Annotated in this window: 21 protein-coding genes; 9 read left to right on the top strand and 12 right to left on the bottom strand. The window is 47.9% G+C overall.

The window, feature by feature from the left end; all coding sequences use genetic code 11:
* Positions 1-125: 125 nt before the first annotated feature.
* The 5 genes from KW844_RS10870 to KW844_RS10850 all read right to left on the bottom strand — a co-directional run bounded on the left by KW844_RS10870 (position 126) and on the right by KW844_RS10850 (position 3,442).
* Complete coding sequence (locus KW844_RS10870) at positions 126-632, bottom strand: DUF6265 family protein (protein ID WP_218376754.1); 507 nt, start codon at positions 630-632, stop codon at positions 126-128.
* A 101-nt stretch (positions 633-733) separates the two neighbouring features.
* A complete protein-coding gene (locus KW844_RS10865; protein ID WP_218376753.1) occupies positions 734-1,045 on the bottom strand; it encodes a hypothetical protein in 312 nt (103 codons plus the stop codon).
* Between the two features lie 468 nt (positions 1,046-1,513).
* The gene (locus KW844_RS10860) at positions 1,514-2,335 is read right to left on the bottom strand and encodes a DUF6089 family protein (RefSeq protein WP_218376752.1); all 822 of its coding nucleotides are present in this window, start codon (positions 2,333-2,335) and stop codon (positions 1,514-1,516) included.
* Between the two features lie 218 nt (positions 2,336-2,553).
* Positions 2,554-2,898, bottom strand: coding sequence for a DsrE family protein (locus KW844_RS10855; RefSeq protein WP_218376751.1), 345 nt, complete (start codon positions 2,896-2,898; stop codon positions 2,554-2,556).
* A gap of 127 nt (positions 2,899-3,025) precedes the next feature.
* Positions 3,026-3,442, bottom strand: a complete 417-nt coding sequence (locus KW844_RS10850; protein WP_218376750.1) for a hypothetical protein — start codon at positions 3,440-3,442, stop codon at positions 3,026-3,028.
* Between the two features lie 344 nt (positions 3,443-3,786).
* Between KW844_RS10850 and KW844_RS10845 the strand changes: the two genes are divergently transcribed.
* A complete protein-coding gene (locus KW844_RS10845; RefSeq protein WP_218376749.1) occupies positions 3,787-4,713 on the top strand; it encodes a helix-turn-helix transcriptional regulator in 927 nt (308 codons plus the stop codon).
* Position 4,714: 1 nt separating this feature from the next.
* On the opposite strand, the gene KW844_RS10840 is transcribed toward KW844_RS10845, so the two are convergent.
* The gene (locus KW844_RS10840) at positions 4,715-5,809 is read right to left on the bottom strand and encodes a family 20 glycosylhydrolase (RefSeq protein ID WP_218376748.1); all 1,095 of its coding nucleotides are present in this window, start codon (positions 5,807-5,809) and stop codon (positions 4,715-4,717) included.
* Positions 5,810-5,943: 134 nt separating this feature from the next.
* Here KW844_RS10840 and KW844_RS10835 point away from each other — a divergent pair, with 134 nt between their 5' ends.
* Positions 5,944-7,032, top strand: coding sequence for an AI-2E family transporter (locus KW844_RS10835; RefSeq protein ID WP_218376747.1), 1,089 nt, complete (start codon positions 5,944-5,946; stop codon positions 7,030-7,032).
* A gap of 75 nt (positions 7,033-7,107) precedes the next feature.
* Here the strand turns inward: KW844_RS10835 and KW844_RS10830 are convergent, their stop codons facing one another.
* The 5 genes from KW844_RS10830 to KW844_RS10810 form a co-directional block, all read right to left on the bottom strand.
* Entirely contained in the window at positions 7,108-10,224 is a 3,117-nt protein-coding gene (locus tag KW844_RS10830) for an efflux RND transporter permease subunit (RefSeq protein ID WP_218376746.1), read from the bottom strand.
* Between the two features lie 12 nt (positions 10,225-10,236).
* Complete coding sequence (locus KW844_RS10825; RefSeq protein WP_218376745.1) at positions 10,237-11,331, bottom strand: efflux RND transporter periplasmic adaptor subunit; 1,095 nt, start codon at positions 11,329-11,331, stop codon at positions 10,237-10,239.
* 9 nt (positions 11,332-11,340) lie between these two features.
* Entirely contained in the window at positions 11,341-12,618 is a 1,278-nt protein-coding gene (locus KW844_RS10820; RefSeq protein WP_218376744.1) for a TolC family protein, read from the bottom strand.
* Between the two features lie 64 nt (positions 12,619-12,682).
* The gene (locus KW844_RS10815) at positions 12,683-14,050 is read right to left on the bottom strand and encodes a HAMP domain-containing sensor histidine kinase (RefSeq protein ID WP_218376743.1); all 1,368 of its coding nucleotides are present in this window, start codon (positions 14,048-14,050) and stop codon (positions 12,683-12,685) included.
* A 1-nt stretch (position 14,051) separates the two neighbouring features.
* Positions 14,052-14,735 carry a response regulator transcription factor gene (locus KW844_RS10810; protein ID WP_218376742.1) on the bottom strand — a complete coding sequence of 228 codons (684 nt, stop codon included), beginning with the start codon at positions 14,733-14,735 and terminating at the stop codon, positions 14,052-14,054.
* Positions 14,736-14,838: 103 nt separating this feature from the next.
* Here KW844_RS10810 and KW844_RS10805 point away from each other — a divergent pair, with 103 nt between their 5' ends.
* The 3 genes from KW844_RS10805 (at position 14,839) to KW844_RS10795 (ending at position 16,476) form a co-directional block, all read left to right on the top strand.
* On the top strand, positions 14,839-15,387 hold the full coding sequence (locus tag KW844_RS10805) for a GNAT family N-acetyltransferase (protein ID WP_218376741.1): 549 nt from the start codon (positions 14,839-14,841) through the stop codon (positions 15,385-15,387).
* Positions 15,388-15,406: 19 nt separating this feature from the next.
* Positions 15,407-15,907 carry a GNAT family N-acetyltransferase gene (locus KW844_RS10800; protein WP_218376740.1) on the top strand — a complete coding sequence of 167 codons (501 nt, stop codon included), beginning with the start codon at positions 15,407-15,409 and terminating at the stop codon, positions 15,905-15,907.
* A 152-nt stretch (positions 15,908-16,059) separates the two neighbouring features.
* Positions 16,060-16,476: an EamA family transporter gene (locus KW844_RS10795; RefSeq protein ID WP_218376739.1), complete on the top strand. Its 417-nt coding sequence runs from the start codon at positions 16,060-16,062 to the stop codon at positions 16,474-16,476.
* Positions 16,477-16,635: 159 nt separating this feature from the next.
* On the opposite strand, the gene KW844_RS10790 is transcribed toward KW844_RS10795, so the two are convergent.
* Entirely contained in the window at positions 16,636-17,280 is a 645-nt protein-coding gene (locus KW844_RS10790) for a metalloregulator ArsR/SmtB family transcription factor (RefSeq protein WP_255578345.1), read from the bottom strand.
* A 251-nt stretch (positions 17,281-17,531) separates the two neighbouring features.
* Here KW844_RS10790 and KW844_RS10785 point away from each other — a divergent pair, with 251 nt between their 5' ends.
* From KW844_RS10785 to sufD, 4 genes are all read left to right on the top strand, one after another.
* Positions 17,532-17,858: an iron-sulfur cluster assembly accessory protein gene (locus KW844_RS10785; protein WP_218376738.1), complete on the top strand. Its 327-nt coding sequence runs from the start codon at positions 17,532-17,534 to the stop codon at positions 17,856-17,858.
* 54 nt (positions 17,859-17,912) lie between these two features.
* Positions 17,913-19,358: a Fe-S cluster assembly protein SufB gene (gene sufB / locus KW844_RS10780; protein ID WP_218376737.1), complete on the top strand. Its 1,446-nt coding sequence runs from the start codon at positions 17,913-17,915 to the stop codon at positions 19,356-19,358.
* A 78-nt stretch (positions 19,359-19,436) separates the two neighbouring features.
* Complete coding sequence (gene sufC / locus KW844_RS10775) at positions 19,437-20,201, top strand: Fe-S cluster assembly ATPase SufC (protein ID WP_218376736.1); 765 nt, start codon at positions 19,437-19,439, stop codon at positions 20,199-20,201.
* A gap of 53 nt (positions 20,202-20,254) precedes the next feature.
* Complete coding sequence (gene sufD, locus KW844_RS10770; RefSeq protein WP_255578343.1) at positions 20,255-21,562, top strand: Fe-S cluster assembly protein SufD; 1,308 nt, start codon at positions 20,255-20,257, stop codon at positions 21,560-21,562.
* The last annotated feature ends 3 nt before the right edge of the window (positions 21,563-21,565 follow it).

The following is a 21,565-nucleotide window of genomic DNA, read 5'->3' as shown; positions in this document are numbered from 1 at the left end:
TCCACGCGACCTGCGGTCGGGTGGAAAATGCGCTGAGCGATCCCCGCCTGCGGCCAGGATCACTCAGGGCAAAAAGAAAGCGAAACCTAATACCGGTTTCGCTTTTTGCATTATTTAAGGAATTATTATTTATTATACTTGAAGATGTATTCTTCAATAGTCCCGTCCCGTGTTCCCTGTACACGTGCTTCCAGCACCGTCGGGGCAGAAAACCGGTAGGTCACCTTTTGCGGAAAATCGTTTTTCAGGTCCTCTGCCACAAAGCCGATCGGCTTCAGCACTCTTACTTTCAGTTTCACCGGCACCAGTGTTTCATGGCCGGTATATACGGGCATAAAGTAAATCGCATCTCCCTGTTTCACCAGACTAATGGATTGCTGCAGGGAACTATCGCCCTCGGCTACACGCCAGGTGCGGCCATACCAGGTGGAGTCATTCACCTGCTGCCATTGCTCTACCACAGAACCTTTGCGGGTATTCATTTTCCAGGTACCTGCGAGTTTTTTCAGATAAGGGAAGTCTTTAACACTGGCTTGTGCGCTGACTGTTTGCCAGGCGCCACCGACGGCAATCAGCAACAAACAGCGTGTGGCCGTTAGCGTGATTAATTTATGTAGATGTCGGTTTCGCATATTATTAGCTGAGAAGTACAAATGTAACCATCCCCATTATCAATAAAAAATGCCACCCGTTTTTAATCCGGATGGCATTTCAATTTTTCATTTTTCAGTTATCAATTAACGATGGTAACACCTGCATGGAAAACCGCTCTGGGTCTTGCTACAGGCACTGGTACCGGAATCACTGCCACTGGTGGCGGTGCGGGTACATAATAAGCTGGTCTGTATCTTGGTCTGTCATATACCACTACACGTCGTGGTCTGCAATCATCGTAGCGGCGGTAATCACAATGTCTGCGATCATAGCGCTCATATGATTTGTAGTGGCCGTTGCCATGGCCTCTGCCATGTCCATAACCTCTTTGCGCATAGGTGGTGACTACGGCTCCGCCGATCAACACTGTCAGAAGGATTAGTTTTTTCATTTTTTTGGTTTTTAGTTCAAGATTGGCTGGTACAAATTATTACAGGTGTTAATCAAGCGCGTTGATCAGCTTCGTAAGTGCCGCTGATGGCAAACGTTCCGTAGGAATTGGTTATGACAGCATTGGCGTATTGATTGTGTTTATGATGATGAGATGTAAGCCACGAAAGCCATCACCATCATTGCTGCTAAGGCTAATATTTTTTTCATGGCACATCTGATTAGGTTATGAATACAGGTTGTTGCACACCAACTTACTACTTCCGTATTAATGCTACTCCTCTCCGCGATTCGTAATGTTTCCACCTGGTTATAAGCTGGTGGCTGCATTTTTACCTGTTGAAACAGATAAATTCAACATCTGTGCCAAAAAAAATCCCCCGCAGGTTGCGGAGGATTTAAATGTATGAACAGACTTTGTCCGGAGGTATTAATATATCAGCCAAACGCTGTACTGGTATTGCTCTTATTAGAATCGCGGACAACGGGTAGCATTTACCCTGCCCCAAGGATTACCACCGTTGCCCAGGCGGTAGGTGATGGTAAAGCCGGTGAAACCATACCAATCCTTATATTTATCAGAACCTCTTTTGCTGCCATCTACCGGATAGGTTCCTGGTGTCAACTTGCTTACTTCATCACCACGGTAAGCCATATCAACAGAAGCTTGTCCACGATAAGCCAGCAGCGTGTTCTGATCTACATATGTTTTACTTACATCATCCAGGTAATCGGTAATGGTTGGACGCAGTCCCAATTCAAAGCCCAGTGTCCAGCGATCGCTCAGGATAGCCTTGAAGCCTACCCCGAATGGTACTGACACAGTGAACATATCGTATGGTAAACGATCAGGATATTGTGGTAAGCCCTGCCCCTCAGTACCCAGGCGGCGGAGTCGTACCCAGTTGCCAGACTGGTCTTTGGCCTGCGGGTCAAATCCAAAACCGGCAATACCTGCAAACACATATGGCGTAAAGCCCTTTTCGTCTATATCCAAAAAGTTTAGTTCTCCTATTAATGCAAACTCAATAATACGGCTGCGGAAGCTGAGGTTGCGCGCCACTAAAGCCGTATTGGCGTTGGTGCTGTCGGCGCCGGCAGCCACGCCATAGGTAATGGCGCCCCGGAGAGAAAAATAACGATTAAAATCTTTTCTGACTAAAATTCCCAGCGCTGGCCGGGTGTACTTCAAGTCTACCTTCTGTTCCACGAGATCTCCACTGTAATTGCTGATTCCCAAAAATGCGCCGACATGCCAGTCCTGCGCCATACTGATAAATGGGATTGCCAAGAATAACAATAGTATTCCGGTAGATTTTCTGATTTTCAAGGTGTCAGTTTTTAAGAGGTTAGTCCGGTATAATTGAATAATCTATATAACGCAATTTGTCATTGTTTTATTTGCTACACAAGTACTAATCGTGTAGCTATCCACGTTACACCGAACAAATATTAATATTTAAAATGTAAAAATAAACTAATAATACAATTCCTCCATAAAGAAATCCATTAACATCTGATATAAGCCCATCCCTCCATTTGCCGCTCCACCAGATGTCCCACCCCTGCAGGCACTATTTCCACAAAAGGCAATAACTCCGATTCCGTTACGTGTTGACTGTTCATCGTATTCCTGCAAATCAGCCATGCCACCTTATCTTGAGCGAGTACTGCCACCGCGTTGGCCGACGGGCTGTCATGCATTAATAAAGGCCATGCCCCGCCATGCACTATTACTTCCACCCGCACGGCCTGCCCCTTGCCTGCTGCATAAGTCAGCAGATTCCGGATCTGACCCAACATGGCTTTATGCATATCCTCCCCGGCAGTTGTGATTTGAAATACGACTTGCATATTGTAAATATAACAATACCAGTCAAATATGAAATAAATAAATACTTCAATGATAAAAATTTGCACGTGGATACCTGCTTAACAGCAGTACCAGCAGAGATGTTGAATATAAAGGCGGGAAAATCAATCAGGGCTCCTGGCGGGCCTTGCGTAATTCAAATAGGGTCTGATTCAGCTGCGCTTCGAGCTTGCGGCATTTTTCAGTGGCTTCGTTTATACGATGGCGGTAGGTCACCTCCTTAATCTCCGATTGTAATAAACTGATATTGGCTACCTGCAGCTGTTTACCCAGTTTCCCCAACATCAGCCAACCCAGGTATACCAAAGCACCCAGTACCATCACCACCAGGCCTATAGCCAGGAACAGGGAAATACTGACGCCTACCGGCATAATCACCCTCCCCATAGCAAAGGCGTTGCGACAGGCGCAACCCCAAAACAGGATGGATAGGACAAATACCTTGATGGAGTTAAGAAAATAGACGGATAAGCGCCCATGGCACTTAAACGGATGTACCTTTTTACGATTTCTATTGGCTTCCATGACAATCAGAAATGACAGGTTATTTATTGCTACCCTTCACATATAGGACCAAAATACGTACAGAAGTGGTTGCTGCACTAAAAGTATCTAATCCAATGCATTTCGGTTTGTCCATTTCAGCTTTTTTCTAAGTACGACAAAAATATTTTTTATGCCTCCAATCCCTTCTTCAATAATAACATTGATAATCAACTCAATGAGAAAATTACCGAGCCATTCGATAATCATATTATTAAAATTATAATTAGAATAAAAAAATATTTTGTCTAAATTGTACTATTCGTGAATACAGTAGGACCAAAATTGTACCATTAATCCCCGTGAAATAACCTAAACAGGTTGCTATGAAAAAGACTTCCACCCAAACGAAAGAGCAACTGGAGGCGCTTGCATTGCAAGGCCTGTGCTTCGCTGATGACAACGTAGGAGAACCCTTTTCCATCAGAGAAGTATCTGAACGCCTCGGCATGTCTTACTCCTATTTTTATCACACCTTCGCTGAAATTATAGGTGAACCATTCTGGCATTACGTGAAACGCCACCGCCTGGAACTGGCAGCAGGACTACTCCGCCACAGCGGCTATAATATCAATGAAATCAGTGAAATGTGTGGTTATGCCACCACCTCCGCACTCAGCAAGGCTTTTAAGCAACACTTTCGTGAAAGCCCCATGCAGTTCCGCAGGATACTGGTACTACCCAACGAAAAAAGAACACTCGACATCGCCGTCACCATCACCCATAGCGGCAGCGATACGCCTCTCAGCAGCTTCTTCAACGTGGAACGCTGCGAAAAAGTAACAGTACCAGATACCATTTTGTATTACTCCCTGATATCGCGTGGTCAAAATCCAGTAGCCGAAATGGTCGCTAAAATGACCCACTTCGTTGGACTGTTCCATAAAATGCAAACCCTGTACGATATTCCCAACAGCCGCATTATTACAGGAACACTGGATTCCGTGCCGGTAACCGATTATGAAAAACTGAGTATGTACGCAGGAATTGCCATCCCTGCCAGCGATATAAAGATGATGCTGCAACTGGAAGCACGCTACCCCTACCTGCTCAAAAAGCGTATACAGGGCGGCTCCTATCTGCGTCTGCCGCTGCCCATGGACTGGGCCACCGCAGGTATTCCCATGTACGATTTCATCAGTCGCAACTGCAAGGAAGGGATATTCAAAATGAGTGGGAATCATTTCTTCATATCCCTATCCCTGTCTAACTATTGCGAAATTTTTATTCCTACTTTAAGAAAGCACTACTAAACTACTTCCCAACAACAGGAAACAAAGTCCTGAAACAATTCGCCGGCGTATTATTATTCGGTGCCTCACCTGCTTTAGGCTTTCTCACCCCATAATACTCGTCCAGGAAAGTACCGGCATCCGACCAAACCGTTTGCATCATTCCCTGATAACGCGGTTTCATGTCGGCAGTAGCCGTATTGCGGTAATCAAATATATCCTTCAACTGCAGCACTGCATTGTTAGGCATCCGCCAGGGGCAGGTAATCACACTCAAACCTTTCATTGCGAAATATACCGGCGTTTTATCAGGACGCTCATAATGCCAGTCGCACACCATGATATCCTTTGGCACCAGATCCACCGCACGATGGGTGTTGTTCATACTACCTTCCCACATACCAATACCGGTGGTTTTACCGTCAATCAGCCTGTCGCCCCAGATCCACAACTGCCGGCCCTTTTCAGCCAGGTGGTTGCGAATCTTCCATACCTCACCGGCATACAGCTCCGCTTTGTCGCGGCCACCGCAACGCGGACACTTATCCTCACCGATGTAAAACACCTCATCCATGCCGGCATGAAAAGCATCGGTTTCAAAGGCATCACATACCTCATCCACCAGCTCAAACACTACCTTGTGCACGCCCGGGTGTAAAGGACAGTAGCTTTTGCAATACAACCCATCCGGGTTTGGCCAGGCATACTTCTCCGGCATCTTTACCCAGGGGGTTTCGTCGAAATCAGGGTATACCTTCAGTAAATTTGTGGTTTGGCCCGCCCACGACTGATGTCCCAGCAAATTAATCTGAGGAATCAGCCTGATACCATGTTTGCGGCTGGCGGCTACCAACTGCTTTACCTGCGCATTGCTCAGCGCATCCTTATCCCGCAACTCGGGATGCGAGGTATACTGGTAATTAAAATCTACCCGCAACACCAACGTATTAATGTGCCGGGGCGCCAGCTCCTCATTGATAAATTTGATAAAAGATTCCACTCTGCCGGAGCTGGGAGCTCCAATGCAAAAGCCTCTTACAGGCAGGGAGTCAATACTCGTTTGGGCAAATCCGTTCAGTACGAATAGTAATAAGAAAAAGGTTGATAATCTTTTCATGTAAAAGAGGGTTTTAAATCACTAGCTCACAAAATAACTATTGAAAAGTTGTGGTCCTATGCCGTTCGCGGAATTGCTAAATTCATAATGCAAAAGATATTGATTTGTAATATATTTGAATAAATACTATCTGCATGAACGATTTAAAACTGCCCTTTTACGCTAAACTCGCCTTTACCTTATTGTCATTGGTATTGATCGTAATGATAGCGCGGACTGGGAGCGAAATCATCATTCCATTATTGTTTGCTCTCCTCATCTCCATCATGCTGCTGCCCATTGCCTCATTACTGGAGCGCTGGCGATTTCCGCGGGGACTGGCTGCATTCACCTCCCTGCTATTGTTTATCATTTTTTTGATGATCATCATTATGGTACTTACCAAACAAATGCAGGCCTTCATTTCTGATCTGCCACAGCTGGAAACAAAACTGATGGACACCGTCAGCTCCCTGCAAAACTGGGTAAACACACAGTTTCATATCGATAGCAGCACCCAGATGACCTACCTGGAAAAGCTGGCCATGGGCACCCTCGGCACAGCTACCAGCTTTGTAAGCTCCACCCTGCTCTCCGTTTCCTCGCTGATCATTTTCGTAGTATTCGTACTCCTGTATACGTTTTTCATTATGCTATACCGCAAGCTGCTGGTAAGATTCCTCGTAGCGCTGTTTGCAGAAAAACATAAAGAGACACTGATGGGAGCTGTAGAACGTACCCGCTCCATCATTAAAAGCTATGTGGGCGGACTCATGATAGAAATGGTAATCGTGGCAGTACTGAACTGCACCGTGTTTGCCATCCTCGGCATCAAATATGCCGTGCTGCTGGGTATGATGGCGGCCATCTTCAACATCATCCCCTACATCGGTATCTTTACCGCACTGGTGCTCTGCATGGTGGTAACACTGGCTACCAGCACCCCTATTGCTTCCCTGCAGGTAGGTATTGCCCTGTTCCTCATCCATCTCGTGGATAGTAATATCCTGTTCCCCAGCATCGTAGGGCGGCAGGTTAAAATCAATGCGCTCGTGACTATTATCAGTGTTATCCTTGGAAATATGCTCTGGGGCGTACCAGGAATGTTCCTGGCAATACCAGTGATTGCGATTGTGAAAATATTATGCGAGAGCGTAGATAACCTGCATCCCTGGGCTATTTTGTTAGGGGAAGAAGATAAGCCGAAGAAGTTGAAGCTAACCCGTAAAATTTTAAAAAAATAATCTCCCATGAGAAAGTGCCTTCGGCACTTTCTCATGGGAGATTGGATCAGCGCCGCAGGCGCTGATCCAATCTCCCTACCTCTTTGCAGTAACCACCTTCCGGTAACTCCAATAAAACACTACCGGAAATATAAACAGGTTAAATAAAGTATCGGTTATCAACCCGCCAATCACCACCCTCGCCAGCGGCCTCGCCGTTTCCGATCCAATCCCCATACTGGTAGCCGCCGGCAACAGCCCGATAGCCGCCATCATAGCAGTCATGATCACCGGGCGTATGCGCGACTCCACTCCTTCGTGTATGCCTGCCAGTAAGCCGGCATCTGTAGCAGCAGGCAGGGTACGCAGGTTGGATTTGAAACGCGACAATAATATCACCCCGTTTTGTACACAAATACCAAACAAGGCAATAAAACCAATACCTGCGGATATACTAAAGTTAGTACCGGTTAGCCATAGGGAGAAGATACCGCCGATGATGGCAAACGGTACGTTACCGAGTACCAGCAATGCATCTTTAAAGCTCCCGAACAACACAAAAAGGATCAGGAAAATCAACAATAAACTAATGGGCACCACCTGCGCCAGCCGCTTGCCGGCGCGTTGCTGGTTCTCGAAATCACCCGCCCACTGCAGGTTGTAACCTTTCGGCAGCTGCACTTGTGCCGCCACTTTCTGCTGTGCTTCCTCTATCGTACTCCCCAAATCGCGCTCCCGAACCGAAAACTTGATGGCGCCGTAACGCTGGTGTTTATCTCTATATATAATACTGGGACCAACCCTATGACCGATGTCCGCGATCTCTTTCAGGGGAATTTTATTGCCACGGATAGTAGGAATGATCAGGTTCCCAATGGCTGTTTCATCCTCCCTGAACGATTCCGGATAACGAATGCGCAAGTCAAAATATTTCTCCCCCTCATAAATACGGGTGGCCGCCTTACCGCCAATAGCCATCTCGATCACAGAATTGGCATCCTCCGTGGTAACGCCGTAGAGCGCCATCTTCTGCTGATCCAGGTTAATGCGCAGCTCCGGCTGACCTAAATTCCGAAGAATTCCCAGGTCCTCAATCCCCCTTACCCCTTTCAGGATCTTTTCCAGCTGTTCCTCCTTTTCTTCTATCACCTTAAAATCATCTCCAAATAATTTCACCACCAGTGAACCTTTCACACCGGACACTGCTTCTTCTACATTATCCATAATAGGTTGGGAGAAATTGAGGGTTATCCCGGGAATACCATCCAGTTGCTGCTGCATTTTATCGATCAGCTGTGCCTTCGATAATCCGCTTTCCCATTCATTTTGCGGATATATATCCACATGCATTTCAATATTGTAAAATCCGGTTGCATCAGTACCGTCATTGGGGCGGCCTGTTTGCGACATCACCTGCCGCACCTCCGGGAACCGCAGCAGCTTACGCCGCATGTCATTGGAGAGCTTCACCGACTCCTCCAGGGACGTACTCAGCGGCCCCGTAGCCCTGATATAAATGGCACCTTCATTCAGCTGTGGCAAAAATTCCGTTCCTAAAAACTTAAAGCAGTACAACCCAGCTACCAGCACTATCAACGATCCGAAAAACACCAGCCGCCGCCGGTACATCGTAAACCGGAAGATCCGCAGCGTAAGCCGCTGCACCACTTCCAGGAAAATATTTTTCTTCTCCCTTACATTCTTTTTTAACAATACACTGGCCATAGCCGGCACCAGCGTGAAGGTTAGGATCAGCGCGCCCAGCAAGGCAAAGCCCAGTGTCCATGCCAGTGGAGAAAACATTTTACCTTCCACTTTTTCAAACGTAAAAATTGGCAGCAACCCTGTGATGATAATGAGCTTCGCAAACAAAATACCTTTTCCGTTTTCCATACAGGCTTTACGGATCATCCCCAGCTTATTGAGTTTATTGAAGCGCTCCATCCCTATTTTATGCGCCCGCTGATCCAACATCACAAAAATCCCTTCCATCATCACCACAGCCCCATCGATGATAATGCCAAAATCGATCGCTCCCATCGATAAGAGGTTGGCACTCATTCCCTTCAAACGCAGGCAGATAAAGGCAAAGAGCAATGCCAGCGGAATCACTACCGATACAATAACGGTCGTGCGCCAGTCGGCCATAAACAGGAATACGATCACCGTTACAAATATGATCCCTTCCAACATATTGTGCAATACCGTATGGGTACTGAATTCGATGAGGTCTTCCCGGTTATAGAAGGGTTTTATTTTTACATCCTCGGGGAGAATTTTACCATTCAGCTCAGCGATTTTTTCCTTGAGCGACAAGATCACATTGGCAGGGTTCTCCCCTTTGCGCATCACCACGATACCTTCCACCACATCGTGATCCGCATCCCGGCCCACCTGGCCTAAACGCGGCAGCGCCGCTATGCTCACATCTGCCACATCCTTCACCAGGATCGGAGTTCCATTGATATGGTCTACGATGATGTTCCTGATTTCGTCCGCGTTGTTTAACACGCCAATGCCGCGGACAACGTACGCCTGTGCATTTTTTACAATTACATCTCCCCCTACATTAATATTGCTTTTGGTAAGCGCCTGAAACATTTCACCGGCCGTGATATCGTACTGCACTGCTTTATCAGGGTTGATGGTCACCTGGTAAATTTTCACTGCTCCTCCAAAGCTCACAATATCTGCCACCCCGGAAACAGCAAGCAGGTTGCGTTCCACCACCCAATCCTGCAGCGTTTTTAACTCCGCCACCGACCGCTGGCTACTCTCCAGCGTATACCGGTAAATTTCTCCTGTAGGCCCATATGGTGGCTCAATCTCCGGGTCTACCCCATCCGGAAGATCCGCGGAAGTGATATTGTTATTGATCTGCTGGCGGGCAAAAATATCATCCACATCATCATCAAAAATCACTTTCACCACCGATAACCCAAACAGCGAAGAACTACGTATATGCGTTTTCTTTTGCGCGCGGTTCATCGCAATTTCAATAGGCCGTGTCACAAATTTTTCCACTTCCTCGGCGCTGCGGCCCTGCCATTGGGTAATGATCGTCACGGATGTATTGGTGACATCCGGAAAGGCATCCACGCCTATCTGCTTAAAACTGATATAACCCGCCACCGCCATGGCAGCGGCTGCGAAGAAGATAAAATATTTATTGATCAGGGAGAAAGCAAGGACTTTCTTCAGGAATTTGTTCATACTGTCAGCATTTTATTGCAGGTCCTGCAGGGTTTCATAAATAAATACTTGTCGCGATGCAATAATTTTATCCCCGGGCTGCAGCCCAGCAGTCACGTAGGCGCGACCTTCCACCGTACTGGCCACCTTTATTTCCCTGATTTCCGCTCCCGGCTTTTTATCCGTGAGTACCAGTACAAAATATTTGTCCTTATCGAAGATGATGCCCCTGGAAGGAATGCTGATGGAGTTGGTATCCGAATGCCGTTGTGTTTTAATGCTCACAAACATTTCCGGCTTCAGCAGGTAACCGGGATTATCCATCACCACGCGGGCTTTCATCACTTTATTTTCAGGGTCCAGCACGTTGTAGATTTTTTCGATCTTCCCGCTGAAAGTTTTGTCGGGATACGACAACGTGCTCATCTCCACTCTATCACCCTCACGGATACTCGCAATATCCGATTCAAACACATTGATGATGGCCCAAACATTGTGCAGGTCCGCCACTACAAAAATCGGATCACTGTTATCCGGCCGCCACTGCATGCTTTCGGCGGCCCGCTTGATGATTACAAAGCCTGGCACTGGCGCTTTCACAGCATAGGTGCTCTGATGCGCGCCCCCGTTGATATCCACGATAGCAGTGGATTTATGCCAGGCCGCTACCGCTTTGTCATATTCATTTTGCGCGGTTTCATATTCCTGTTGTGAGTTCAGTCCACTTTTATAAAAGGATGCCGCTACTTCCAGGTTTTTCTTTGCTGTCAGCATTTCTTTTTCGCTGATCGTTTGATCAGCCGTGTAGGTAGCCATTTCAGGGCTTTTAATCAAGGCCAGTACTTGTCCTTTCTGCACATAATCGCCGGAATGGACTTTCACATTGGTGACGATACCACTTACCATCGGAAATATCTGCGCCATTTTATCTTCGTTGGCAGTAATTTTTCCAGTCAGGGAAACCTGGTGTGCGGTGGGTGTGATGGCGGCTGTGTCTACCTCCAGCCGCCTAAGCAGGGAATCGCTCAGCTCCAAGGATTGTTTTCGTATAGGCTCCACCGTATTACCGCAGGAGGTGATGGCAGCCATGAAAAGTAAAATGCTGTATAATTTGAATAGCTGTTGCATGTGGTTGAGTTAAGGATGGAAAATGGAGGCGCCGGTGGCATAATTGATTTTTTCCAGGGCGCTGAGGCGACTATAACGGAGCTCATTCATCTTGCGCACGTTGCTGCGGTAGGCATCGTAGAGGTCAATAAACTCCAGCAGTCCGATGTTATGCTGCTGATAGTTTTTTTCTATTTCGCCCATCATGTGCCGGTAGTCCTGTTCAAAGGCCGGGTCCATGTCGCCGGCCATTTGTTCTGTTTGCACGGCTTCGCGGAAGCTGTTCATTACCTCATGGGCCAGTTGGTCCTGCCGGCCTTGCAGTTCCAGCCTGCTGCCTTCCAGCGTGGCGCGCGCCATACGGATATTGCCCTGGTTGCGGTTAAAAAAAGGCAGCGGCATGCTTACTCCCAGGCCGTTGTAGTTACGTTCAAAATTTCCCTGTTTATCGTACGACAATCCTACCTGCAGGTCCGGCACAGCCAGTGCCTTTTGCAGGCGCAGGTTAATTTCGTTATAGTTTACATTTTCACCGGCGGCTTTAAGGTCGTAGCGGTTATGCATCGCGGTATCCAGTAAATTCTGGTAATTGTAGGCAGATGCCAGCGGCAGCGGTTGCGCCGCAGGCACGTCCGGGAAAAGGGTCACCGTTGGCGGCACCCGGATCAGCAGTGCCAGGTCGGACTGGGTTTGTTGAACGTCCTGGCGCAGCTGTAGCTCGTCGTGCTGCAGGTCGTAGAGCAGCGACTTCAGCCTGATAATTTCTTTCGGAGCAATATGGCCCAGCTGCTGCTGTTGTGCAAAGGCGCGTACTACCTGTTGCAGGAAAGCGACCTGGCTGGCATAGGTTTGCAGGGACTGTTGCTTGTAATAGAGGTCATAAAAGTTGTCGGCCAGTTCATATCGGAGGGTGCGCAGCAGGTCGTAAAACTGGTATTCGCTCAGTTTCACCCCGCTGCGTGCCAGTTGGATTTCCTTATTTCGCTTGCCCGCCAGCTTGATCAGCTGCTGGATCTGTAAGGTGTTCTGTCCTTCATAACCGAGGTCAAACCATTTGCCGGTGGTATGGTTATACAGCACATTCTCGAAGCTCACTTCCGGGTTATCGTATAGTCGTGCGGTGATGACAGCCGCCTTTGCCGAGTCGATATTATACCGTTGCGCCAGCAGTGGTATGTTCTGTTGCAGCAGCATGGTGGTGGCTGCCGGCAGGGTCAGGTGCAGGGTATCCGACTGGGCGGTGGCGGTGCTCACCGTCAACAATTCATAGAGGATAAGTAATGCCAATACAGACAATCTGTTCATCATACAACAAGAATTTTTCTTGCTGGCAAAGATGAAACGCTGCTATTAGCGGGCAGTTAGAATCGTATTAAAACGAAGTTAGATTTGAAAACCAGATATGAAAGGTAGTGCCCTGGGTGGGTACGCTACTAACGGTGATGCGTGCACGATGCAGCTGCAGGATTTTTCGGGTCATGGCCAGGCCGATGCCATATCCCGTGTAGGCGTGTGCGTTAGAGGCGCGGTAGAGTGGCATAAAAATCCGTTCCTGCTCTGCTTCGGGGATACCGATGCCGGTATCAGTAACGGAGAGCAGCAGGCCTTCGGCGGTGGTTTCCAGGGTAGCCGTTACCGGTGCATTACCTGAGAATTTAAAACCGTTTTTAAGGATATTGTTGATGGCAACTGCCAGCAACTGAGGGTTGCCGGAAAGGGTCAGCTGCGCAGGAGAGACCGTGGCCGGTAGTTTCAGGATCAGCTCCTGTGCAGGCGCCTGGTGGCTCCAGGAAATACGGAGGGCTTCCAGCATTTCATCGAGGAGGATATTTTCCAGTTGGGAAGCGTCCGGCACTTCATCCACGCGGGTAAGCTGCAACAGGCCATCAGTAATGATCCTGAGCTTTTCTGATTCACCCAGGAGGGTTTCCAGTGTTTGCTGGTATTCTTCCGGGGAGCGCAGTTTTTGCATGGTCACTTCGATTTCCCCTATGATGGTGGTGAGTGGGGTACGTAGTTCATGCGAGGCGTTGGACACGAAGGAGCGCTGCATTTCGAAGGCGTTTTCCATATGAGCCAGCAGCTCATTGAAGTGGTGGGCCAGCTCATCGATTTCGTCTTTGTTGCTGCCGCGTTGGAGTCGCTGGTGCAGACTGGTAGCGCGGATTTTTTTTACTTCACGGTTAATATGCTGAATGGGGCGCAGTGCTCTGCTGGCGTACCACTGGCTCATTCCATAAGTGACCGCGAGGGCAATGAGGCCCATGATCACGAGGCTCCAGAGGAGGTAGCTGAGTTGCTGTTCACCGGTGGCATTGCGGGCGGTAACGATTACTACGAAATCACCTTGGTTGTCGGGGTAGTAAATGCCGAGGCCGTATTTATCCCTGAAGCTGAACCGGTAGGTGTGGTGTTTTCTGATATTATTGAGGAGTGATGCTGGCCAGTCGTATTTGGCCTGTTCTATAAATACAGCGTGGTTGTTACTGTCGTAAATATTACTGGCTTCTCCTGGAATCCCCTGCTGGTAGCTCTTTTCAATCTCCAGAAATTTCTTTTTGGTGAGCTCGTCTTTTTCCAGGTATACTTCCGCCGTTAACAGGGCCCTGCCTTCCAGTTGTTTATAGAAGTTGTTGCGCACGAAACGTGCGGACAGCAGGTAGATGATCACAAACACGGTGGTGAGAATGATCCCGCTGATGAGGGTGAACTGTAGCGACAGGCGGTGGCGGATTTTCATATCAGCTTTTTATTTTCATGACGTAACCCATGCCTACCACCGTATGTATCAGTTTATCGCCGGTGAATCCTTTTTCAATTTTGTTACGGAGGTAATTGATGTAGACGTCGATGGTATTGGTGCCCGTGTCAAATTCCAGGCCCCAAACCGATTCAGCGATGAGGGCACGGGACAGCACTTTAGCCGGATTTTTGAGAAACAGCTCGAGCAGTGCATATTCTTTGGCAGTGAGCACAATTTCTTTGCCTTCGCGGTGGGCCGTTTTGGTGCCGGTGTCGAGGGTCAGGTCGGCCAGTGTAAGCACAGCGGCATCATTGCGGAACTGCTGATGACGGCGGCCGAGGGCATTTACACGTGCGAGCAGCTCAGAGAAATGGAATGGTTTGGAGAGATAGTCATCTGCGCCGGCGTTTAGTCCATCGACGATGTCGGTGGTGTCGTTGAGGGCGGTGAGCATAAGGATGGGCGTTTGCACAGCAGATCCGCGCAGGTGCCGGCATATCTGGATGCCGCTGATACCAGGCAACATTACGTCGAGGAGGATGAGGTCATAATCATCCTGGAGAGCGAGTTGTTGTCCCGCTGGCCCTTCGGTGGCTACCTGTACCTGGTGCTGGTGTTCTTCCAGTCCTCTTTTTATAAAGGCTCCTACTTTTATTTCATCTTCTATTACCAATATCTTCATAAGCAAGCCGTTGTTCCGTTAATAAACGAAATTAGTCAATGTTGAAGAGAACGTTATTAAAGCGGGATTAAAATGCTTAGCTTTACGCCTCATCCAGAACTTTATGCACGTACCCGAAATCACTGTTGGGGAGCTGGTGCTCCGGCCATTGAAGGACAGAGATGCAGCCGCACTTTTCAGGCTGTTTAGCCAGGATGCGGTGACGAAGTTCATGGATATTGAATCTTTCCGCAACATCACGGATGCCACGCAGATCATTACTTATTTCCGGGAACAGCAGCAGGCCGAGGAAGGCTTTCGTATGGGCATTATGCTTGGTACGGAGCTGGTTGGCACCTGCGGCTATCACAAATGGAATAAGCCCCATTACAAAGCGGAGATCGGCTATGATCTGTTGCCGGATTTATGGGGCAAAGGCATTATGACTGTGGCGGTGGGCGCTTTGCTGGACTTCGGATTCCAGTCGATGGAGCTAAACCGGACAGAGGCTTTTGTAGATCCGTTGAACACACCATCTTCCAGGTTACTGGCCAGGTTAGGGTTTCAAAAGGAAGGATTATTGCGGGATGCTTTTTTTGAGAAAGGCACTTTTGTGGACGCTGAAATTTACAGTCTGCTGAAAGCCGATCATGTGCGGGAATACATCTGGTAACATACTTATGAGATAAATAATGAGCTTAACTTACAGACACGCTACAATCGATGATTTGCCACGTATCGTGGCTATTTACAACACTACTATTGCGGGCCGCATGGTAACGGCGGACACCGAGCCGGTGACGGTGGAGAGTCGCCATAACTGGTTTTACGCCCACGATGATTTGCGTCGTCCATTGTGGATGATTGATGATGCTGACGGGAAAAACATGGGCTGGATGAGTTTTCAGTCCTTTTACGGCCGGCCGGCATATAACGGCACTGTGGAAGTAAGTATTTATCTGGATGAGTCAGCCAGGGGTAAAGGATATGGTGGGGAGATACTACAGTATGCTATTATGGTGGCGCCGAAATACAGCGTAGAAACTTTGCTGGGTTTCATCTTTGCTCATAATTACCCCAGCATAAAATTATTTGAGAAGACAGGATTTACGGAGTGGGCGAACTTGCCGGACATTGCAGAGCTGGATGGGGTGAAAAGGAGTTTAAAGATTTTGGGGTATAAAGTGCTGTAGAAGCGCAGCCATCAAAAAGCGCAAGGGGCGGCCTATAGATGTAAATAATGCTGCAGGCGCGCAATGCTTACACCTCCCCGTTTTAGTGCTGGTAATTGACAGCCTGGGCATACAGCGGCCGGGAACATTCCCTTATATTAAAAACACAGCTTATGTGGTGGATATATGCCTTGCTTTCCGCTTTTTTTGCGGCGCTCACTGCCATCTTCGCGAAGGTGGGGGTGTCTGACATTCCTTCTAACCTGGCCACAGGCATTCGAACGCTGGTGATCCTGGTGCTGGTATGGTCTATTGTTTTCTTCCGCGGGGAATGGAAAATGGCGGGTGGATTGAGCCGGCATGGGCTTTTGTTTTTGGTCCTTTCCGGGTTAGCTACGGGGATGTCGTGGTTATTTTATTTTAAGGCGTTGCAGGTGGGCAAGGTGAGTCAGGTGGCGCCGGTGGATAAACTTAGTGTGGCGCTGACGATCATTCTGGCGGCGGTTTTTCTACACGAGAGTATGACGTGGAGGTCGGCCTTGGGGGCAGGGTTGATTATTTGCGGGACGCTGGTGCTGATTATAAAATAGTGATGCTTATTCCGGTATCGAAAAACCGTATTTCGTAAGGCCGCAATTCTAATGGCTCTACCGCTTCATAGTATGAAGGCAGGTCAGCGTCGTCATACCCTAAAACAAAAACAGACACAATCTCTTGTGTCTGTTAGCGTTATAAACAAAGTCGACAATTTAAATAGAAGGTGTGATTTTATACACGCACCTGCGTGCACCATTGATAATATGCTCCTGTCTGCTAACATCCACATCATTTCCTACAATAGAAACGAAGGTATTCATTTCTGAGGTGCAGATATTATCGCACTCCTGTGCCGCGCAACATATAGGACAGTGATTTTCAATGAAATAGTAGGTACCATCTTCTTTTTTCCATTCAGCCAGGTAACCTTCTTTACTCCGTATGGCTGCAAAGGCATCCAGGCGGCTTTCGAGGCCTGCTACCCCATCGAGGGCGGCATGGTATTTTTCCTGCTGATTCTTTTCTCTGGCGGACACTACACTTTCCAGTGCGTCTTTGCCGAGTACATTTTTGATGGTTTGGATCAGCTGCAGGGTGAGCTCGGTATGGGTATCCGGAAACCGGGCATTGCCGAGGGCGGTAAGACTCCAGATCTGCATAGGCCGGCCTACGCCACGGGAGATGCTTTCGGGCTGTACCAGTCCTTCTTCCTGCAGTTTAACAAGGTGGAGGCGTGCTCCCTCACTGGTAATACCCAGCTCATCCGCCAGCTTGGAGGCTGGCAGCGGGCCTTTGGTCTTGAGCATGGTCAAGATCCTGTCGGCAGCATTTCTGATTCGCGTCGGATATTTTTCCAAGTTATTACTTGTTTTATTATCAAATGTCGTAATTTTGTGGGAGCAAAAAAAAAGTTTTTTGAAAGAATACCGCGGTAAAGTAGGCTGAAACCCAGCCAGATGCTGAATTTTCCAAGTAAAGATTGTAATTTTGCATTCCTTATTGAATTTTAGCCCGCCTACCGCAAATTTATTACTCGGGCAACAGCGCAGAAAAGTATACAATATTTCGGCCGGGGAACCGGCTTCAGTAATTTAAAAAATGCTGATTTATGATAACCGTTTCAGAAAAAGCAGGTGAATATATTAAAGCATTGATGGAAAAAGACCATCATGCGCCAGGTACCTTTGTTCGTGTTGGCGTAAAGGGTGGCGGATGTTCCGGCCTGGAATACGTCATGAAATTTGAAACAACAGAAGAAGAAGGAGACCAGGTTTTCGAAGATAAAGGTGTAAAAGTTGTGGTGCAGATGAAGAGCTTACTCTACCTCTATGGCACCCAGCTGGATTACTCCGATGGGCTGAATGGCAAAGGATTGTTCTTTAACAACCCGAATGCTACCAGAACCTGCAGCTGCGGCGAAAGCTTCGCTGTATAAGCAGGTGTAGAAAAGCAATTTTCTAATTCCCACCACTCAAAATCACAAAATTGTATGATGAATAGTAACGAAATAATAGATGATATAGCCAATAAGGAGTATGAGTTTGGCTTTACCACCGATATTGAAATGGATATAGCACCTCCTGGGCTAAATGAAGATATCATCCGTTTTATTTCGGCGAAAAAGAATGAACCTGAATGGTTGTTGGAATGGCGACTGAAAGGATTTCAGGCATTTAAAAAATTGAAATTCCCTACCTGGCAGCATTTCGAACTGCCTGAACTGGATTTACAATCCCTCTCCTACTGGGCAGCTCCTAAGCAAAAGAAACAGCTGAACAGCCTGGATGAAGTAGATCCTGAATTACTCGCTACATTCGATAAACTGGGTATTTCCATTAATGAACAGAAAGCACTCACAGGTGTAGCCGTTGACGTAGTATTCGACAGCGTATCCGTTGTGACTACCTTCAAAACCAAACTGAAAGAACTGGGTGTGATTTTCTGCTCTTTCGGTGAGGCGGTTCAGGAATATCCTGACTTAGTTAAAAAATACCTCGGTACAGTAGTACCGGCTTCAGATAATGTTTTTGCTGCCCTGAACAGCGCCGTATTCTCCGACGGTTCTTTCGTGTACATTCCCAAAGGCGTTCGTTGCCCAATGGAACTGAGCACTTACTTCCGTATCAACGCACAGAATACCGGACAGTTCGAACGTACCCTCATCGTTGCTGACGATGAAAGCTACGTGAGCTACCTCGAAGGTTGTACCGCTCCAATGCGCGATGAAAACCAGCTGCACGCCGCAGTAGTAGAAATCGTTGCCCTGGAAAAAGCAGAAGTAAAATACTCCACCGTTCAAAACTGGTATCCTGGTGATAAAGACGGTAAAGGTGGTATTTTCAACTTCGTAACCAAACGCGGTATCTGTAAAGGCGCTAACAGTAAAATCTCCTGGACTCAGGTAGAAACCGGTTCTGCCATCACCTGGAAATATCCAAGTGTGATTCTGCAGGGCGACTACTCCGAAGGTGAATTCTACTCCGTAGCAGTGGTTCGTAACAAACAGATCGCTGATACCGGTACCAAAATCCACCACATCGGTAAAGGCACCAAAAGCCGTATCATCTCCAAAGGTATTTCTGCCGGTCATGGCGACAACAGTTACCGCGGACTGGTATCTGTAGGCCCACGCGCAGAAAATGCCCGTAACTTTACCCAGTGCGACTCCCTGCTGATCGGTAACCAATGCGGCTCTCATACCTTCCCGTATATCGAGTCAAGGAACAAATCCGCGATGATCGAACACGAAGCCACCACTTCAAAAATCGGGGAAGACCAGATCTTCTACCTCAATGCCCGTGGCATCGATACCGAAAAAGCCGTTGCACTCATCGTAAACGGTTACGTTAAAGAAGTACTGAACCAGCTGCCTATGGAATTTGCCGTAGAAGCACAGAAACTTTTATCTATCACTCTCGAAGGAAGCGTTGGATAGTTGGGAATTGGTTACAAAAATTAACCAGTAACTGATTACTGACAACTATTTAAACATACAGAACACAATAAAACAATCATGCTGACGATTAAAAATCTGCACGCAGAAGTAGAAGGGAAAAAAATTCTGAAAGGTATTAACCTGGAAATTCCGAAAGGGGAAATCCATGCTATCATGGGACCTAACGGTTCCGGTAAAAGCTCGCTGGCATCTGTGCTGGCCGGCCGTGATAACTACGAAGTTACAGAAGGTGAAGTTTGGTTTAATGGCAAAAATCTGCTGGAAATGTCTCCTGAAGATCGCGCCCGTGAAGGTGTTTTCCTGGCTTTCCAGTACCCTGTTGAAATCCCGGGTGTATCCAACATCAACTTCCTCAAAACTGCAGTAAACGAGGTAAGAGCCTACAAAGGCCTCCCTCAGTTGGAAGCAAAGGAATTCCTGAAGCTGACCAAAGAAAAACAACAGCTGGTAGATTTTAATACCAACCTGATGAACCGTTCCCTCAACGAAGGCTTCTCCGGTGGTGAAAAGAAACGTAACGAAATTTTCCAGCTGGCCATGCTGAATCCTTCCCTGGCCATCCTGGATGAAACTGACTCCGGCCTGGATATCGACGCCCTGCGCATCGTTTCCAACGGGGTAAACAAACTGCGCGATGCCGAAAAATCATTCGTAGTAATCACCCACTATCAACGTCTGCTTGAATATATCGTTCCTGATTTCGTACACGTACTGTACAACGGCCGCATCATCAAAACCGGTACTAAAGAACTGGCCCTGGAGCTGGAAGAAAAAGGTTACGACTGGCTGAAAGAAGCAGAGCACCAGAAAGAATCAGTATAATCAAATTACGATAGCCCATCATCTCTCGTAATTTATTAAAAAGCGTTAGCAAAATGACAAGCGATACCATCATGATACCTTTTTACCAGGCTTTAACGGAAGACGTAAATGCACTGCCGGCTCCGCAGGACTCCCTGCAGGAAGTTCGCCGCGGCGCATTGGAACGCTTCTCCGCTACAGGTCTCCCTACCCTGAAAACGGAAGCATGGCGTTTTACCAATATCCAGCGATTCCTGAAAGAGTATCCATATGAATTAACAAGTACACCTGCTACCACCACCGCCGATGTTGCCAACGAAGCCACTATCCCGGGACTGGACGCTTACCGTATCGTACTTGTAAACGGCCATCTGCAGGCAAACCTCTCCAGCATTCCGGAAGGGAAAGGCATCCGCATCGGCACCATGAGCGCCAGCACCGATGCCCCTGGCTTCGCTAAATGGTTCAATCAACATACACAGGTAAACGGTGAACCACTCGCCGATCTCAATACCGCCCTGTTCGCCGATGGCCTGTTCATCGAACTGCAGGCAAATGTGAGCGTCGACAAGCCCATTCACCTCATTCACGTATATACTTCCGACCGTCACGCATTCATACAGCCACGTCACCTGTGGGTACTGCACAAAGGCGCTACGGCCACCGTCATCGAATCCACCGTACACCCTAAACAGGAAGCGGTAGCATTCTCCAATTGCGTAACCGAAGTAGTGGTTGCCGATAACGCTGAACTCTGGCACTATAACGTACAGCAAGGCGCGGAAAATTTCCGCCAGGTAAACACCACCGCTGCACAACAGGAAAGAGACAGCCGTTACCACCACTTCAACTTCACCCTGCCCAATACCCCGTTCACCCGTAACAACCTGAGCGTAGTATTACACGGCAGCAACACAGAAACCAATCTGAAAGGCATCTACCTGGCAACTGGTAACCAACACGTGGACAACTACACGTTCATGAACCACCTCGTTCCGAACTGTAACAGCAACGAACACTATAAAGGTGTACTGCTGGAAAATGCTAACGCAGTATTCACCGGCAGAATCCATGTGCACCAGGAAGCGCAGAAAACCAACGCCTTCCAGCAAAACAATAATATCCTGATGGGCGATAAAGCGACCATCAACTCCCAGCCACAGCTGGAAATATATGCCGACGACGTGAAATGCAGCCACGGCTTTACTGCCGGCCAGTTCAGTGCAGACGCCCTCTTCTACCTCCGCGCACGCGCCATCGGTGAAGAAGCAGCAAAAGCCCTGCTGGTAAACGCATTCACCCACGATGTAACCGACGAAATCGCAGTACCTGCGCTCCAGGAATACATCCAGGGTCAGATCGAGGCCATCATGAACAATTAAGAC

This window comes from Chitinophaga sp. sic0106, assembly GCF_019219075.1.
In the GTDB taxonomy this organism is placed as follows: Bacteria; Bacteroidota; Bacteroidia; order Chitinophagales; family Chitinophagaceae; genus Chitinophaga.
Note: the sequence above shows the minus strand (reverse complement) of the source record. Positions and strands in the feature narration are given on the sequence as shown.

Excerpts from the sequence above, each read along its gene's own strand:
- KW844_RS10800 (WP_218376740.1), top strand. The coding sequence starts at position 15,407 with ATGAGCTTAACTTACAGACACGCTACAATCGATGATTTGCCACGTATC.
- KW844_RS10785 (WP_218376738.1), top strand. The coding sequence starts at position 17,532 with ATGATAACCGTTTCAGAAAAAGCAGGTGAATATATTAAAGCATTGATG.
- KW844_RS10840 (WP_218376748.1), bottom strand. The coding sequence starts at position 5,809 with ATGAAAAGATTATCAACCTTTTTCTTATTACTATTCGTACTGAACGGA.
- KW844_RS10820 (WP_218376744.1), bottom strand. The coding sequence starts at position 12,618 with ATGATGAACAGATTGTCTGTATTGGCATTACTTATCCTCTATGAATTG.
- KW844_RS10825 (WP_218376745.1), bottom strand. The coding sequence starts at position 11,331 with ATGCAACAGCTATTCAAATTATACAGCATTTTACTTTTCATGGCTGCC.
- KW844_RS10870 (WP_218376754.1), bottom strand. The coding sequence starts at position 632 with ATGCGAAACCGACATCTACATAAATTAATCACGCTAACGGCCACACGC.
- sufD (WP_255578343.1), top strand. The coding sequence starts at position 20,255 with ATGACAAGCGATACCATCATGATACCTTTTTACCAGGCTTTAACGGAA.
- KW844_RS10850 (WP_218376750.1), bottom strand. The coding sequence starts at position 3,442 with ATGGAAGCCAATAGAAATCGTAAAAAGGTACATCCGTTTAAGTGCCAT.
- KW844_RS10855 (WP_218376751.1), bottom strand. The coding sequence starts at position 2,898 with ATGCAAGTCGTATTTCAAATCACAACTGCCGGGGAGGATATGCATAAA.
- KW844_RS10830 (WP_218376746.1), bottom strand. The coding sequence starts at position 10,224 with ATGAACAAATTCCTGAAGAAAGTCCTTGCTTTCTCCCTGATCAATAAA.
- KW844_RS10845 (WP_218376749.1), top strand. The coding sequence starts at position 3,787 with ATGAAAAAGACTTCCACCCAAACGAAAGAGCAACTGGAGGCGCTTGCA.
- KW844_RS10810 (WP_218376742.1), bottom strand. The coding sequence starts at position 14,735 with ATGAAGATATTGGTAATAGAAGATGAAATAAAAGTAGGAGCCTTTATA.
- sufC (WP_218376736.1), top strand. The coding sequence starts at position 19,437 with ATGCTGACGATTAAAAATCTGCACGCAGAAGTAGAAGGGAAAAAAATT.
- sufB (WP_218376737.1), top strand. The coding sequence starts at position 17,913 with ATGATGAATAGTAACGAAATAATAGATGATATAGCCAATAAGGAGTAT.
- KW844_RS10865 (WP_218376753.1), bottom strand. The coding sequence starts at position 1,045 with ATGAAAAAACTAATCCTTCTGACAGTGTTGATCGGCGGAGCCGTAGTC.
- KW844_RS10805 (WP_218376741.1), top strand. The coding sequence starts at position 14,839 with ATGCACGTACCCGAAATCACTGTTGGGGAGCTGGTGCTCCGGCCATTG.
- KW844_RS10815 (WP_218376743.1), bottom strand. The coding sequence starts at position 14,050 with ATGAAAATCCGCCACCGCCTGTCGCTACAGTTCACCCTCATCAGCGGG.
- KW844_RS10795 (WP_218376739.1), top strand. The coding sequence starts at position 16,060 with ATGTGGTGGATATATGCCTTGCTTTCCGCTTTTTTTGCGGCGCTCACT.
- KW844_RS10835 (WP_218376747.1), top strand. The coding sequence starts at position 5,944 with ATGAACGATTTAAAACTGCCCTTTTACGCTAAACTCGCCTTTACCTTA.